Origin of the sequence: Burkholderia sp. 22PA0106, assembly GCF_047497155.1 — a bacterium.
In the GTDB taxonomy this organism is placed as follows: domain Bacteria; phylum Pseudomonadota; class Gammaproteobacteria; order Burkholderiales; family Burkholderiaceae; genus Burkholderia.
Window position 1 is genome coordinate 1,135,083 of record NZ_CP163162.1, and the last position, 14,009, is coordinate 1,149,091.

At 67.0% G+C, this 14,009-nt stretch carries 13 protein-coding genes; 3 read left to right on the top strand and 10 right to left on the bottom strand.

The window, feature by feature from the left end; all coding sequences use genetic code 11:
- Nucleotides 1-23 precede the first annotated feature (23 nt).
- The 6 genes from AB4850_RS04940 to AB4850_RS04965 all read right to left on the bottom strand — a co-directional run bounded on the left by AB4850_RS04940 (nt 24) and on the right by AB4850_RS04965 (nt 6,441).
- Nucleotides 24-1,442: a purine-cytosine permease family protein gene (locus AB4850_RS04940; protein WP_414441483.1), complete on the bottom strand. Its 1,419-nt coding sequence runs from the start codon at nt 1,440-1,442 to the stop codon at nt 24-26.
- Between the two features lie 124 nt (nt 1,443-1,566).
- Nucleotides 1,567-3,036 (bottom strand): aldehyde dehydrogenase, encoded by a 1,470-nt coding sequence (locus tag AB4850_RS04945; protein WP_414441484.1) that lies wholly within the window; start codon nt 3,034-3,036, stop codon nt 1,567-1,569.
- 12 nt (nt 3,037-3,048) lie between these two features.
- Nucleotides 3,049-4,086, bottom strand: coding sequence for an LLM class flavin-dependent oxidoreductase (locus AB4850_RS04950; protein ID WP_414441485.1), 1,038 nt, complete (start codon nt 4,084-4,086; stop codon nt 3,049-3,051).
- A gap of 11 nt (nt 4,087-4,097) precedes the next feature.
- Complete coding sequence (locus AB4850_RS04955) at nt 4,098-5,024, bottom strand: flavin reductase (protein WP_414441486.1); 927 nt, start codon at nt 5,022-5,024, stop codon at nt 4,098-4,100.
- Between the two features lie 24 nt (nt 5,025-5,048).
- Entirely contained in the window at nt 5,049-5,870 is an 822-nt protein-coding gene (locus tag AB4850_RS04960) for an alpha/beta fold hydrolase (RefSeq protein WP_414441487.1), read from the bottom strand.
- Complete coding sequence (locus AB4850_RS04965; RefSeq protein ID WP_414441488.1) at nt 5,839-6,441, bottom strand: amino acid synthesis family protein; 603 nt, start codon at nt 6,439-6,441, stop codon at nt 5,839-5,841. The genes AB4850_RS04960 and AB4850_RS04965 overlap by 32 nt, the downstream gene beginning before the upstream one ends.
- A 375-nt stretch (nt 6,442-6,816) precedes the next feature.
- Between AB4850_RS04965 and AB4850_RS04970 the strand changes: the two genes are divergently transcribed.
- Both AB4850_RS04970 and AB4850_RS04975 read left to right on the top strand, forming a co-directional pair.
- On the top strand, nt 6,817-7,494 hold the full coding sequence (locus AB4850_RS04970; protein WP_414441489.1) for a GntR family transcriptional regulator: 678 nt from the start codon (nt 6,817-6,819) through the stop codon (nt 7,492-7,494).
- Nucleotides 7,491-7,787, top strand: a complete 297-nt coding sequence (locus tag AB4850_RS04975) for a DUF1330 domain-containing protein (RefSeq protein ID WP_414441490.1) — start codon at nt 7,491-7,493, stop codon at nt 7,785-7,787. The genes AB4850_RS04970 and AB4850_RS04975 overlap by 4 nt, the downstream gene beginning before the upstream one ends.
- A 157-nt stretch (nt 7,788-7,944) precedes the next feature.
- On the opposite strand, the gene AB4850_RS04980 is transcribed toward AB4850_RS04975, so the two are convergent.
- Nucleotides 7,945-9,858 (bottom strand): phosphatase PAP2 family protein, encoded by a 1,914-nt coding sequence (locus AB4850_RS04980; protein ID WP_414441968.1) that lies wholly within the window; start codon nt 9,856-9,858, stop codon nt 7,945-7,947.
- 485 nt (nt 9,859-10,343) lie between these two features.
- Here AB4850_RS04980 and aqpZ point away from each other — a divergent pair, with 485 nt between their 5' ends.
- Nucleotides 10,344-11,048, top strand: coding sequence for an aquaporin Z (aqpZ, locus tag AB4850_RS04985; RefSeq protein WP_414441491.1), 705 nt, complete (start codon nt 10,344-10,346; stop codon nt 11,046-11,048).
- A 34-nt stretch (nt 11,049-11,082) separates the two neighbouring features.
- Here aqpZ and AB4850_RS04990 read toward each other — a convergent pair whose 3' ends face one another.
- The 3 genes from AB4850_RS04990 to AB4850_RS05000 are packed head-to-tail and all read right to left on the bottom strand — an operon-like array spanning nt 11,083 to nt 14,001.
- Complete coding sequence (locus AB4850_RS04990; RefSeq protein WP_414441492.1) at nt 11,083-11,913, bottom strand: amidohydrolase family protein; 831 nt, start codon at nt 11,911-11,913, stop codon at nt 11,083-11,085.
- Complete coding sequence (locus tag AB4850_RS04995; RefSeq protein WP_414441493.1) at nt 11,910-12,944, bottom strand: NAD(P)-dependent oxidoreductase; 1,035 nt, start codon at nt 12,942-12,944, stop codon at nt 11,910-11,912. Before AB4850_RS04995 ends, AB4850_RS04990 begins: the two co-directional genes overlap by 4 nt.
- Nucleotides 12,945-12,960: 16 nt before the next feature.
- A complete protein-coding gene (locus AB4850_RS05000; RefSeq protein ID WP_414441494.1) occupies nt 12,961-14,001 on the bottom strand; it encodes a LacI family DNA-binding transcriptional regulator in 1,041 nt (346 codons plus the stop codon).
- Nucleotides 14,002-14,009: the final 8 nt, after the last annotated feature.

The window sequence follows — 14,009 nt, forward strand, 5'->3', positions numbered from 1 at the left end:
CGGACAACAGGGAAGGGCACCCCTCACTCCGACGCGTGCACCCCCACCGCCGCGTTCCGCGAGGCACTCACGCCCTTGCGCTTCGACGCCAGCACGTAATACACCACCGCCGTCGCCACCAGCCCGACCATCCACGAGATGTCTGCGCCGCCCATGATGCCGGCCCACGGGCCGCGGAAGAAGCTTTCCTCGAAGAACGGCACCTGCACCGCGATACCCAGCAGGTAGATGCCCACGGCCTTCGTGTTGAACGCACCGTACGTGCCGCCGTTGCTGCTGATGATTTCGTTGACCTGATAATGCTTGCCGCTGATCAGGTAGAAATCCACCAGGTTGATCGCCACCCACGGTGCCAGCACGATCCGCATCGCGAAGATCGCCGTGAGGAAGATGCCGATGAAGTTCTTCGACGCCCACAACGCGGTGACGGTCGAGGCGATCAGCAGCACCGCCGAGACGATCACGCGCACCTGCCGGCCCGGCACCCAGTTCGGGCGGAAGGTCTGCGCGGCGGTGATCATCGAGAGCACCGCGCCGTACAGGTTCATGCCGTTGTGGCCGATGATGTTGATCAGGAACAGCACGATCAGCACGTAACCGAACACGCCCGTTTGCGAACGCACCGCTTCCATCGCATCGGTGGCGCCGTTGCCGGCGCTGACGGCCAGCACGCCGAAGATGAACGCGAAGATGGTGCCGAGCGAGGTGCCGAGGAACGTGCAGGCGAAGGTCTTGCCGAAGCCTGCCGTAAGCGGCATGTATCGTGAGTAGTCCGAGGTATAAGGCGCAAAGCTGATCTGCCATACGGCGCACAGCCCGAACATCGCGAACCAGTTGCCGATCTCGAACTTCCCGCGATGCAGCACGCCGGCATCGAGCCCCGGCACGATCATCGCGATGCCCACCACCAGCGCCGCGCCCATGAACCACGCGCCGATCTTGTTGAATCGGTGGATGAAGTTGTAGCCGATCACGCCGACCAGCGTGGCCAGCGCCGCGCCGAGCACCGTGCCCACCTGCACCGGAATCTCTGGCGCCGCGGTGTGCAGCGTCTTGCCGGCCAGGATGATGTTGGAAACGAAGAAGCCCAGGTAGATCAGCGTGGTGAAGCCCACCACCAGCAGCGAGCCGTATCGGCCGAACTGCGCGCGGCTCTGGATCATCTGCGGCACGCCGACCAGCGGGCCTTGCGCCGAGGTCAGCGCATGGAACAGCGCGCCGAAAAATTGCCCCGCGGCGATCGCGAGAATCGCGCTGACGAGATCGAGATGGAACACCAGCACGGAGGTCGCGCCCGAGATCACGGCCAGCGGCGCGACATTGGTGCAGAACCACAGGGTGAAGAGGTCTCCGGGTTTGCCGTGCCGGTTCTCCGGCGCGACGTACTCGATCGAATTGCTTTCTATGGCAAGAACGCTGTTGTCGTTCTCCGAGTTTTTCATGGTGTCTCCATCTCCAGCTTCATGGGCAGGCAGCACCGTGCCGCGCGCGGGATGCGCGAGGCGAGGGGCCACCGCTACGGCGTACAGCGGGTGAGCGAAGTGGCGGCCCCCGGGCCGCCCGCACTCAGCGCATCACGAACGGGTCGCTGATCGGCTCGTCCGAGGTGCGCAACCAGACGGTGCGCGTCGTGGTGTATTCGAGCGCCGCGCTCAGGCCGCCTTCGCGGCCGTGGCCGGACAGGCCGAAGCCGCCGAACGGCGCGAGCGGCGACACCGCGCGATAGGTGTTGATCCAGACGATGCCCGAGCGGATCCGCTTCGAAACACGATGCGCACGCGTCAGGTTGCTCGTGAAGATGCCCGCCGCGAGGCCGTAGGCCGTGCTGTTCGCCTTCTCGATCGCCTCGGCCTCGGTGCTGAACGTATCAACCGACAACACCGGCCCGAACAGCTCTTTCGTTATGCAGTCCGGACGATCGACGCCCGTGCAATCGAGGAGAGTGGGCGCGTAGAAGTAGCCATCGCGATCGAGCGCATGGCCGCCGGTCAGCACCTTGGCCCCTTGACGCACGGATTCGGCCACCACGGTTTCGATGTGGCGGCGCTGGCGCTCGGTGCAGAGCGGGCCGTATTCGGTGGTCATCTCGTTCGGCGAGCCGATTCGAATTCGGCCGACCCGCTCGATCAGCATGGCGAGGAAGCGTTCCTTGACCGAGGCTTCCACCAGCAGCCGCGAGCCGGCCACGCAGCTCTGGCCGCTTGCCGCGAAGATCGCCGCCACCTGGGCGTTCACCGCGCTCTGGAGGTCGGTGTCGGCGAACACGACGAACGGCGATTTGCCGCCCAGTTCCAGCGACACCCTGGCCAGATTGTTCGCGGTGTTCGAGACGATATGCCGGGCGGTTTCCGGGCCGCCGGTGAAGGCGACCTTGGCCACCTTCGGGTGGCTGCTCAACACCGCGCCGCATTCCGGGCCGAAGCCGGTGATCACGTTGACCACGCCGGCCGGGAAGCCGGCCTCGTGCACCAGCCGCGCGAATTCGAGCAGCGGGCCGGGCGCTTCCTCGGAAGCCTTCAGGACTACCGTGCAACCGGCGGCCAGCGCCGGGCCGACCTTGACCGCCGACAGGAACAACTGGCTGTTCCAGGGCACGATCGCGGCCACCACGCCCACCGGCTGGCGTTCGAGCCAGACCTGCATGTCGGGCTTGTCCACCGGGATGGTTGCGCCTTCGAGCTTGTCGGCCAGGCCCGCGTAGTAGCGGTAGTACTCCGCCACGTACGCGATCTGGCTGGCGGTTTCGCGGATGATCTTGCCGGTATCGGTGGTCTCGATTTCCGCCAGCCGCGGCGCGGCCTTCTCGACCAGATCGGCCAGCCGATGCAGCACCTTGCCGCGCGCCGAGGCCGTCAGGCCGGCCCACGCGGCATCCGACAGCGCGCGGCTGGCGGCTTCCACGGCGCGCTCGACCTGCTCGGTGCGGGCTTCGGGCATCTGCGCCCACACTTGGCCGGTGGCCGGGTTGACGCTGCCGAACGTCGCCGCGCCGGCTTCGAACTGCCCGTCGATATACAGCTGAAAATCGCCGTTCATGGAATCAGGACCTCACTGAAAAGCCGGCATCACGTCGCGGATCATCCGTTCGAGCGAGGCCTTCTTGCGCTCGAAGCTCATGCCGGTATCGATCCAGAAGGAGTATTCGTCGAAACCGAGCGCCGCGTAGGCCTTCAGGCGCGCGATCACTTCTTCAGGTGTACCGATCACATTGTTCCTGCGCATCGCCTCGGGCGTGTAGAACGGGTGAGCCGCGATTTCGTCCGGGCTCAGCGGCTTGATCATGCCGCGGCTGATCGGGCGCTCGTTCTTGAACCACGCGCCGAAGTAGTTGTAGAACGTGTTGATCTCGTCGGCGGCCAGTTGCGCATCGTCCTCGCCGCTGGCCACGTAGGTGTGGCGCAGCAGCATGATCTGCGGGCGCGGCACGTTGCTGAACTTCTCGCAGGCGGCGTTGAAGTGGCCCACCAGCTTTTCCACTTCCTCGTCGCCCATGTGCAGCGGCGTGACCTGCACGTTGCAGCCGTTGGACACGGCGAATTCGTGGCTGTTCGGATCGCGCGCGGCCACCCAGATCGGCGGATGCGGCTGCTGCAGCGGCAGCGGCGACGAGGTGGTGGCGGGGAACGACCAGAACTCGCCCTGGTGCGCGTAATCGCCTTCCCAGAGCTTCTTCACGGCCGGAATCAGCTCGCGCATCTTCTGGCCCGCGTGCCAGGCGTCGAGGCCGGGCGAGAGGCGCTCGTATTCGAACGCGTAGGCGCCGCGCGCAATGCCGAGTTCGAGGCGGCCGTTGGTGATGATGTCGGTCATCGCCGCTTCGCCGGCCAGCTTGATCGGGTGCCAGAACGGCGCGACCACCGTGCCGGTGCCGAGCCGCACGTTCGGCAGCTTGTTGGCCAGGTCGGCCAGGTTCAGGAACGGGTTCGGCGCGATCGTGAAATCCATGCCGTGGTGCTCGCCGGTCCAGACGGCGTGCATGCCGCCGCGATCTGCAATCTTGCACAGCTCGACCATCTCGTCGTAAAGCTGCTTCTGGCTGGTACCGTCGGAGACGCGCTCCATGTGAACGAAAAGCGAAAAACGCATGATGTGACCTTTCAAGAATGAAGCGGGCGAACGGTGCCGTTGCTATGGTCGCCGAAGTACATGCCGTAACTTTTCAATTGGCTTTCCTTACGATAGCGCTCGAGCATGCTGGCCAGCGCGCGGTCCTGAAAATCGTCGGCGCCGAGCTCGTCGAGGCTGACGAACTCGCCCGCGGAGGCGGTATCCTCCGGCACGCTGCACAGGAACGAAATGTACTGATAGTGCGTCTCGGTGTTGTTGTACGCCGAGTAGATGAAGTTGGCCGACGCACCGGGCTGGTACTGGTCGAACAGCTCGACGAGCGCCTTGTCCGCGCCTTCCTTGCCGATTTCCTTCGACGGCAGCCCCCATTTTTCGTCTGCTGTTTTGGTCAGGAGTACCTTGTTTTCGCGGGCGATGATCGCGCTGACGATCACCTTCGGGCCCGCGATCACTTCGGTCGACACCTTGGCCGGCGTGAAATAGCCGCCGCGATAGTAGCCGAGACCCGCGTAGCCTGCCGAGTGGAATGCTTCCACCTTGCCCACCAGCAGCGCGTGGTCGCCCGCGTCGATCACCGCGTGCACGGTGCAGTCGAACCAGGCGCTGACGTCGTCGATCAGCGGGTTGCGGCGCTCGCTCATGCGCCAGGCGACGTTGGCGAAACGATCCTCGCTGGGGCGCGCGAAGGTGTTCGACAGATCCTTCTGGCCTTCCGCGAGGATGTTGATCGCGAAGTGCTTGACGGTCGAAAAGCTGGCGTAGTTGCTGGAGGTTTTGGCGATGCTGACCAGCAGCAGCGCCGGGTCGAGCGACACCGACGAAAACGAGTTCGCGGTGAAGCCGAGCGGCTTGCCGTCTTCGTCGCGGGTGGTGGTGACGATCGTCACGCCCGTCATGAAGGCGCCGAACGCGTCGCGAAGCTCTCGCGTGTTGATCTGGGCTGTCTCTTGGCTCATGTCACACTTCCGATTTCTTGGGGGTTATGCCTGCGCCGCGGCCGGCGCGCCGGCTTGCGTGGTGGTCTGCAGCCAGTCGCGCAGGGCGCGGTTGACGCGTTCGGGCGCTGTCAGGTTCACCATGTGGCGCTCGTTCTCGATCACGACGGCCCGGCCGTTCTGCGCGGCTTCGGCCATCTGTTGCGCCATCGTCGCGGTGGAGTTCGGATCGTCCGAGCCGGTCAGCACCAGCGCCGGGCACGCGATGGCGGGCCAGCGGTCCGCATATACCGCGTCGCCGCTCGCGAAGGCCGTATAGGCCGTGGCGTAGCCGGGCAGGCTGACCGATTGCAGCCACGACGCCACCTTGCTTGCCGCCACTTGCTGCGCTTCCTCGCTGTTGAACCAGCGGCGCAGCGGCGTGTCCACGTCGATCGTGCCGGAGCGCAGCTCGGCGGCGCGTTGCAGCACCGCTTCGCGGGCCGCTTCGGTACGCCGGTACACACCGTTCAGGACTGCCACGCGTTTGACCAGGTCGGGCCGCGTGGCGGCCACGCCGGCGGCGATCAGCGAGCCCATCGAATGGCCGGCCAGGTTCACCGGGCCGAGCGCCAGCGCCTCGATGAACTCGATCGCCCAGGCCACGAACTGCTGCAGCCCCGCGCCGGCGTCGAGCGGATCGCTGTGGCCGTGGCCCGGCATGTCGACCGAGATCACATGGAACTCGGGCGCCAGCGCTTCGATCTGCGGATACCACGCGTGCGCCTGCATGCCCACGCCGTGAATCAGCACCAGCGGCTCGCCGGCGCCTTGCTCGAGGTAGTGCGCGACGCGCTTACTTGACAGCTGCAGGGTTCTTGACGTCATTTCCGAGCTCTGCGAGGTCTTGATAGCGATCGCCAATGCGGTGATGCGGCCGGCCGCCGGTCGCGCCGCCGATGGCGATGACCAGTTCGTCCGCGGCCGGTGCGTCGGGAATCGCGAATTGCAGCGTCAAGTAGTGCGAACGACGGCCTTCGTCGTTCTTGTCCATCATCGGGATCAGCAGCGGGGCGTTCGCCGGGCCGCGTGTGTTGTTGAACGCGAGGTACGACTTCGCGCCGACCGCGTGGCGATACGTGTTGCCGAAGTGCAGCGTGTGGATCAGCGCCGAGGCGTGCTCCAGCTCGCCATCGAGGCCGACGATCGCAGCCTTGCCGAACGCTTCGATCGCTTCGCCCGAACCGGCTTCGTCGATGATCAGCTTCGTCAGGTGCGCACTCAGTTGCGGCGCCAGCTCGCGGATTTCCGGCGAGAGGTTGTCCACATAGCCGCGGCCGGCCCACGGGTTCTTGATCACGGCGACGGCGCCGATCATTTTCAGCGGTTGCGCGGCGGCTTTCGCGCCGTCCACGAACACGTTCTCGACGTGCAGGATCGACTTGCGGATGAGGCTCATGGGCATTTCCTTTCGGGCATTGATAGCGTGATTCATTGTGGTATACCATCTTACGGTACTCCATAAGAGTTAACCCTGAATCGAGTCGACGGGAGTGGTTCCGAGGGCGGGGAGGCGATGGCGGCGAGGCGTGCCGCGCTAAGGTGGGCAAGGCTTCGGCGCAAGTCGTGGCCGCGTTCGTGCCCGTATTGGTGGCCGTATAATGGCCGCCATCCGAGGGGCCGCCTGCAGCGGTGGCACGCCGTTCTTCGCTTGCCCGGCGAGCATGCGGCGGCGGTTGACATCGCGATGGCCATCGCGAGCCGGCCGGGCCGATGTGCCGTCGCCAACCGCCGGAACGCACCCGTTCCCGCGACTGACCAAAATTGAAGATCCATGAATCTGACTATTGAAAATCCACCGGTGACGTTGCGGGAGCTGTCGCACGAGAAGCTGCGCAACGCGATCATCAGCGGCTACTTCCCGGGCGGCACGCGGTTGATCGAACGGTCGTTGTGCGAAGAAATGGGCGTGAGCCGGTCGGTGGTGCGGGAAGTGATTCGCTACCTGGAAGCGGAAGGGCTGGTGGAGACGGTGTCGGGCAAAGGCCCGACGGTCGCGACGCTGACCTGGGACGTGGCCGCGCAGATCTACGAGATCCGCCTGCTGCTGGAGCAGAGCGCGGTGGCCGATTGCACCGCGAACCTGACGCCCGAAACGGCCGCCGAGATCGAGGCCGCGCTGGCCGATTTCAAGCGCGCCTTCGATGGCGACGACGTCAACCTGATCATCAGCGTGTCGTCGAAGCTGTACGAGAAGATCTTCTCGGTGGCCGGCCACAGCGTGGCGTGGGAGGTCGTGCAGCGCCTGAACGGCCGGATCAACCGGCTGCGCGCGATGACGATGAAATCGACGGAACGCAGCCGCACCGGCTATCAGCGCATCGAGAAGATCTGTCTGGCGATCTTCAGGCAGCGCGATGCGGCGGCGGCGAAGGAAGCGGTGGCCGAACATATCCGCGAAGCGGCCGGTATCGCGCAGAAGGCTTTGGCAAACGAAAAGGTGAATAAATGAGTGCGTACTGGATTGCCCACGTGAACGTTCTGGACCCCGAACAATACAAGGGCTATACGGAGCTGGCGCCCGAAGCGCTCAAGCAATACGGCGCGGTGTTTCTTGCACGCGGCGGCGAGGCACAGGTGCTCGAAGGCGCGGATTACAAGCGGCATGTGGTGATCCGCTTCGCGGATATGGCGACCGCGCTGGCGTGCTATCACTCGCCGGAGTATCAGGCGGCGAAGGCGAAGCGGGCGCGGGACGGGGTCAGCGAGGCGCACATTTCGATCGTCGAAGGGGTGCCGGAGTGAGATCGGATGCGGCCGACAGTCGTTCGTAGCGCTGCCGGTCGGGTTGCGGAAGCAGGGCGCGCGCCGGGCGTTACCGGGGCGCGCTTTTTGTTTTTCGGAAGGCTCGATACGCGATGCGCGGCCTCGACCCGCCGCGCATCGCGTCACGTAAAAAGCCTTACCCGTCGATCCGGACCTGCACGCCCGTATTCCCGTAAACCGCCGTCGCCTTGAACCCGTCCACCACCACGGAATCGAAGCGCCCGGCCAACTGGCTGCAATCGAGCAACGCGACGGTATCCCCCACCTTCGGCGCGAACCCCGGCGCGAACGCCACATGCAGCGTGCCGCCGACGATCGACACCGCGCCCGTCACGGCAACGCGGCCGGCATCGCCGGCGCCGCGATCGATTTCGAGCGTGCCGCCCTTCAACTGCGTGTACTTGCCCGCGATGCTGGCGCGCGCGGCGGCGGCGATTGCCACGGTGCCGCCGCTCACATACACGTCGCCGTTGCCGAACGCGTTCGCCGAGCCGGCCGCGAGCGTGCCGCCGGCAACCAGCGTGCCGCCGCTGTAGCTGTTCTTGCCGGCCAGCGTCAGCTTGCCGGTGCCGGCGAAGTTCAGCCGGCCGGTGCCGCCGATGTCGTTGCGCCAGGTGTCGGCGGCCTGGAAGCCGCCCTGGCTGGCGTCCATCGAAATCGCGACGTTGCCGTTGAACTGGCCGTAGCCGTCGGCGGCGGAGAACAGGTTCAGGCGGCCCCAGCCTTCGGCGTCGTCGAGCACCGGGTAGCCGGACGCGAGCGCGGTGGTCTTCAGTACCACGCGGCGCTGGTCGGCGCTCAGGTACGGCAGGCGCGTTTCCAGCAGCGCCTCGGCGCCCTTGGGCACGACGGCAGGGCTCGCGGTGGAGGCGATCGGGGCGAAGCCGAACGTCAGGCGGCGCAAGTAGTTCGCCTTGTTGGTGGCGTAGTCGGCGAAGCGGTCGGTGGCGGTGGTGCCGGAGTGCGCGAGCGCCAGGAAGCCGGCCGACGTGGTGTTGGTGGCGGCGTACAGGGCGGTGTGCGCCTGCGTCACGGCGGTGGCCTTCAGCGTGGCATTGGCGGCGTCGGCCAGGTTGGCGGCCACCGAGGCCTCGCCGAGAATCCGGCCGCCGATCACGTCGAGCGGCGAATGCATGCCGGCCAGGATGCGGTTCTCGCCGAGTTCGAGGCCGCGGCTCAGCATCTCCTGGAAGCGCTCGGGCAGCACGTAGGCCATTGCCACGGCATCGCGCATCGCTTCGGCGGAGTGGCCGCTCGGGAAGCCGCCATCGGTGGCGGGCGTGGTGCTCTCGGCCGGCACCAGCGCGGGCACGACCGCCACGCTGCTGCTCCAGCGGAACGGCCGTTCGTACTTGTAGAAGCGCTTGGCCGGCTCGGTCGACGCGTTGTTGCCCATCGTGTTGATGAAATCGACCACGCCGCCGAAGCCGGCGTTGGCGGTGCCGCCCACGCCGGTGTTGTTGCCGCCGTCGTTGTAGGCGACGGTGGTGGCGTCGGCCGGAATCGTGGTGATGGTGGTGGTCTGCTGCGCGGCGGTGCGCCAGAGCGAGGTCAGCGGCCCCATGCCGTCGGTCACGCTGTAGCCCTTGCCGCGGCGGTCGTCGTAATAGGCGGCGTCGGCCTGCGCGGCGGTGCGCGTGGTGGTGGCGGTCACCACGTATTGCACGTTGGCGTTGAGCACGGCGGCGTTCAGCGCGGTGCCGTTGGCGGTGCCGTCGTTTGGCAGGCCGGTCCAGGTGGAGGCGACCACGGCCGGGAAGCCCGTCACGGCGGGCGCGCTCACGCCGGCATCGACGATGTCGGTCAGCGGCTGCCACAGGTCGCGGAAGCCCGCCAGCACACGCACGCCGGCATTGGTGCTCAGGGTGGCGTAGCGCGCGTCGCCGCGTTGGTTGGTGTAAGCGTTGTCCACGAACGCTGCCACCGAGGGCGCCGGCGCGCTGTCCGTGAAGCCTTGATCGGCCGGGGCGGCCGGCACTTGCGAGACGACGGCGGCCGGCGCGTTGCCGGTGGAATCGTCGCCGCCGCACGCGGCGAGCAGGAACGACATCGAGGCGGCGAACGCGAACGCGTGCGTGCGGGGGCGGCTGAAGAACGAGACGGACACTGCAAGGCTCCAAGGAAGTGGCGAGGAGCGTGAACCATACGGTTAAATTATGACAACTGAAGCGGTTCGACAGCATTCCGTCGGGCAAATGCATGCTTGGCCCCGGCAAGCGCGCAGGCGGCCCGATTCAATCGCATTCGATTGCATCGAGTGGAATTCAGCCGAATCGATTCAGGTCAATCAGATTCAAATAAGTAAAATTAAGTTAAATCTGATTAAATTGTTTTATCGAATTACGTTAATCCATGTCAAATCATCGCGCGTGTGAAAGAAGCGTGATCCAGCGCATATAAAAGGCGCTTCCGCCTGACAATCATTAACGCTCTGCCTTTCCGAGAGCCCTATAATCCTGCCCAATTCGATAAATCGAATTGGCGCAGTATTTGATTTTGTTTAAAGATTGTCGATTCAAATCAGGGGTTATCTCAATGAAGCTTTCCAATCGTCTCGCGGCCGAGGTATTCGGCACGTTCTGGCTGGTGCTCGGCGGCTGCGGCAGCGCCGTGCTGGCGGCGGCGTTTCCCGGGCTCGGCATCGGTTTCGCGGGCGTCGCGCTCGCGTTCGGCCTGACGGTGCTGACGATGGCGTTCGCGATCGGGCATGTCTCGGGCTGCCATCTGAATCCGGCGGTCAGCCTCGGCTTGACGGTGGCGGGGCGCTTCCCGGCGCGCGACCTGCTGCCCTACGTGATCGCGCAGGTGGTGGGCGCCACGCTCGGCGCGTTCGTGCTGTACCTGATCGCCACCGGCAAGCCCGGCTTCGACGTGGTGGGCAGCGGCTTCGCCACCAACGGCTATGGCGAGCGCTCGCCGGGCCATTACTCGCTGGCGGCGGCGTTCGTCTGCGAGGTGGTGATGACGGGCATGTTCCTGTTCGTGATCCTCGGCGCGACCGACAAGCGCGCGCCGGCCGGCTTCGCGCCGATCGCGATCGGCCTGTGCCTGACGCTGATCCACCTGATCTCGATCCCGGTGACCAACACCTCGGTCAACCCGGCTCGCTCGACCGGCCCGGCGCTGTTCGTCGGCGGCGAGGCGATCGGGCAGCTCTGGCTGTTCTGGGTCGCACCGCTGATCGGCGCGGCGATCGCGGGCGTGATCTACCCGTGGGTGGCGGGGCGTCAGTCGGACTGAGCGCAGCCCACTCCTCTCGCCTCTTGCGGCGGCGTCAGTCCGCCGCGAAGCCGTACAGCGCCGCCGGGTTCTCGACGAGAATCCGGCGGCGTGTCGTTTCTGGGCCGAGACAATCGAGCGCCCAATCGAGCAGCCGGGCCGTGTCGGGCGTGGGCTTCACGTTCGGATGCGGCCAGTTCGAGGCCCACAGGCAGCGCTCCGGGTAGCGCGCGGCGAGTTCGCGGGCGATCCAGGCCACGTCGTCGTAGGCGGGCGGCCCGCTGCGCGAGCTTTCGTACGGCGCCGACAGCTTCACCCAGCAGCGCCCCGCATCGAGCAGCCGGCACAGCGCGGCGAACGCCTGGCCGTCGCGCGTCACCGGCCCGAGAAATTTCCCCAGATGATCGATCACGAGCCGCGCCGGCAAGGCCAGGAGTTGCGCTTCGCGCTCGGGCAGCGTGCGGCCGTCGAATTGCAGGTTGACGTTCCAGCCGAGCGGGGCGATGCGCGCGGCCAGCGCGTCGAGCGCATCCCAGCCCTGCAGGCCGCCGGGCAGCATCATGAAGCGCACGCCACGCATGCCGCCTGCGTGCAGCCGTTGCAGTTCCGTCTCGTCGATGTTTTCCGGCACCACGGCCACGCCGCGCGCGCCGCTGCCGAGCTGCGCGATCGCGTCGAGCGTGCAGCGGTTGTCGAAGCCATAGCCGGTGGGCTGCACCACGATCACGCGCGAGAAACCGAGCGCCTGCTGCACCTCGCGGTAGGCGGAGGCGGGCGCGGGCGGCGGCGTGAACGTCGCGCTCGGCGCGAGCGCGTAGCCGGCTTCGTACACATGGATATGGCAATCGCAGGCGCCGTCGAGGCGGCCCGCTTGCGGTGCGGTCATCGGGTTTGCTCCGGCAGGTCGAATCGGGTGGCGGATCGGGCGGCAACCCGCTGCGCGAAGCGGCTTGCGTGCGCGGCGTTCACGGCGCCGTCGGGCAGGCGGCCGTCGAACAGCGCCCGGGTTTGCGTCACGGTTTCGAGCGATTGATGCTCGATCGCGCCGGGCGTCAGGCCGCCCACGTGTGGCGTGGCGATCACGCGCGGGTGCGCGGCGAGCGCCGCCGACGGCATCTGGTCCGCCGCGCGGCCCACGTCGAGCGCGCAGCCGGCCAGATGGCCGCGTTCGAGCGCGTCGAGCAGCGCGGCGTCGTCCACCAGCTCGCCGCGCGCGGCATTGATGAAGAACGCGTCGGGCTTCATGGCGGCGAACGCCTGCGCGTTCATGAGGTTCGCGGTGTCGGCGTTGGCCGGCGCGAGGCACACCACGAAATCGGCCTCGCCGAACAGCGTGTCGCGATCGACCTGATGCAGCCGCAGGTCGGTCACGTCGGCGAACGGATCGAACACGATCACGCGCATCCCGAACGCCAGCGCGAGGCCGCACAGGTAGCGCGAGATCTGCCCGTAGCCGATCACGCCGAGCGTGGCGCCGCGCAGCTCGCGCCCCATGCGCGGCACGGGGGCCTGGCCGGCGCGATAGGCGAGCGCGTAGGCGCTGGTGTCGCGCGCGAGGTCGAGCATCGCGCCGATCACCCATTCGCTGACCGACGCCACGAACCCGGCGCTGGCCTGCGTGATCAGCACGCCGTGCTCGCTGGCGGCGGCCACGTCGATGGTGCGGATGTCCACGGCGCAGCGCAGGAACGCGACCAGCTCTGGCAGCGCCTCGAACAGCGCGCGCGGCGCGGGCGTCTGCCGGTAGCCGATGATCACGTCGGCGTCGTGCGCGGCGGCCGCCAGCTCGGCGGTGCTCAGTTCGCGATCTTCCTGGTTGAAGCGGACCTCGGCGATGGCGCGCAGTGCGGCGGTGGCGCGCGCGCCGAAGTAGTGGTCGAGCATCCGGCGCGGATGGCTCACGAATACCTTGTTCATGGGGCGTTCCTGGAAATCAGCGGTGCGCCGGCGGCGCGACCGATTCGCGCTCGACCAGCGCGATGTCCGTGAAGAGTGCGGGCGCGGCGGCGGGCGCGTCGCCCTGGCGCATCACGCGCTCGACCATCGCGGCGGCCATCGCGGGCACGGGCAACTGCACGGTGGTCAGCGCGGGGTTCGAAATCGCGCCGAGGAAATGGCCGTCCATGCCGACGATCGAGATGTCCTCCGGCACGCGCAGCCCCGATTCTCGCAGGCCGGCCATCAGCCCGAGCGCCATCAGGTCGTTCACGGCGACGATGCCGGTGGGCCGGTCGGCATCCGCGGCCAGCCGCTGCGCGAGCGCGCGGCCGTTCTGCGCGATCATCGAATCGCCGTATTCATCGACGGTGCCGCTGTCGAGCACGCGTGCGCTGCCGGCCAGGCCCGCTTCGTCGGCGGCGGCCAGGAAGCCGTCGATCTTGTCGCGGCGGCTCATGGTCATGCCGGCCAGCGTGGCGTAGGCGAGTTGCGTGTGGCCGTGCGCGATCAGGTGCCGCGTGGCCATGCGCGCCGCGCCGAAGTTGTCGGGCGTGACGTGATCGATGCGGGTGTGTTCGCCGTCGGTGGCGCGGCGGTCGTAGCTGACCACCACCATGCCGCGCTCGGCGGCGGTTTCGAGGTGCCGCTCGTCGGCCAGCGACGAAATTACGATCACGCGGCGCACGCCCTGCGAGAGCAGATCCTCGAAGAACGACGCTTCCTTGAGCGGATCGCGATAGGTGTTGCCGATCAGCACGCGGTGGCCGTAGCGCTCCTGCGCGAGCGTTTCCACCTCGCGCGCGATGTAGCCGTACATCGGGTTGGCGATCGACGGCACCAGCAGCCCGACCAGCGGCGTCTGGCCCGTCTTCAATTGCCGCGCGAGCGTGCTCGGGCGGTATTGCAGGGCGTCCATCGCGGCCTGCACGCGCGCCAGCGTGTCTTGGCGCATCTGGTCGGTGCGGCCGTTGAGCACGTTCGAGACGGTGCTGACGGACACGCCGGCGTGGCGGGCGACATCCTGAATGGTGCTCATGTCTGACA

What these genes read in the sequence shown, in the direction of transcription:
- AB4850_RS04940 (WP_414441483.1), bottom strand. Translation starts at nt 1,442, where the DNA reads ATGAAAAACTCGGAGAACGACAACAGCGTTCTTGCCATAGAAAGCAAT.
- AB4850_RS04945 (WP_414441484.1), bottom strand. Translation starts at nt 3,036, where the DNA reads ATGAACGGCGATTTTCAGCTGTATATCGACGGGCAGTTCGAAGCCGGC.
- AB4850_RS04950 (WP_414441485.1), bottom strand. Translation starts at nt 4,086, where the DNA reads ATGCGTTTTTCGCTTTTCGTTCACATGGAGCGCGTCTCCGACGGTACC.
- AB4850_RS04955 (WP_414441486.1), bottom strand. Translation starts at nt 5,024, where the DNA reads ATGAGCCAAGAGACAGCCCAGATCAACACGCGAGAGCTTCGCGACGCG.
- AB4850_RS04960 (WP_414441487.1), bottom strand. Translation starts at nt 5,870, where the DNA reads ATGACGTCAAGAACCCTGCAGCTGTCAAGTAAGCGCGTCGCGCACTAC.
- AB4850_RS04965 (WP_414441488.1), bottom strand. Translation starts at nt 6,441, where the DNA reads ATGAGCCTCATCCGCAAGTCGATCCTGCACGTCGAGAACGTGTTCGTG.
- AB4850_RS04970 (WP_414441489.1), top strand. Translation starts at nt 6,817, where the DNA reads ATGAATCTGACTATTGAAAATCCACCGGTGACGTTGCGGGAGCTGTCG.
- AB4850_RS04975 (WP_414441490.1), top strand. Translation starts at nt 7,491, where the DNA reads ATGAGTGCGTACTGGATTGCCCACGTGAACGTTCTGGACCCCGAACAA.
- AB4850_RS04980 (WP_414441968.1), bottom strand. Translation starts at nt 9,858, where the DNA reads ATGTCGTTCCTGCTCGCCGCGTGCGGCGGCGACGATTCCACCGGCAAC.
- aqpZ (WP_414441491.1), top strand. Translation starts at nt 10,344, where the DNA reads ATGAAGCTTTCCAATCGTCTCGCGGCCGAGGTATTCGGCACGTTCTGG.
- AB4850_RS04990 (WP_414441492.1), bottom strand. Translation starts at nt 11,913, where the DNA reads ATGACCGCACCGCAAGCGGGCCGCCTCGACGGCGCCTGCGATTGCCAT.
- AB4850_RS04995 (WP_414441493.1), bottom strand. Translation starts at nt 12,944, where the DNA reads ATGAACAAGGTATTCGTGAGCCATCCGCGCCGGATGCTCGACCACTAC.
- AB4850_RS05000 (WP_414441494.1), bottom strand. Translation starts at nt 14,001, where the DNA reads ATGAGCACCATTCAGGATGTCGCCCGCCACGCCGGCGTGTCCGTCAGC.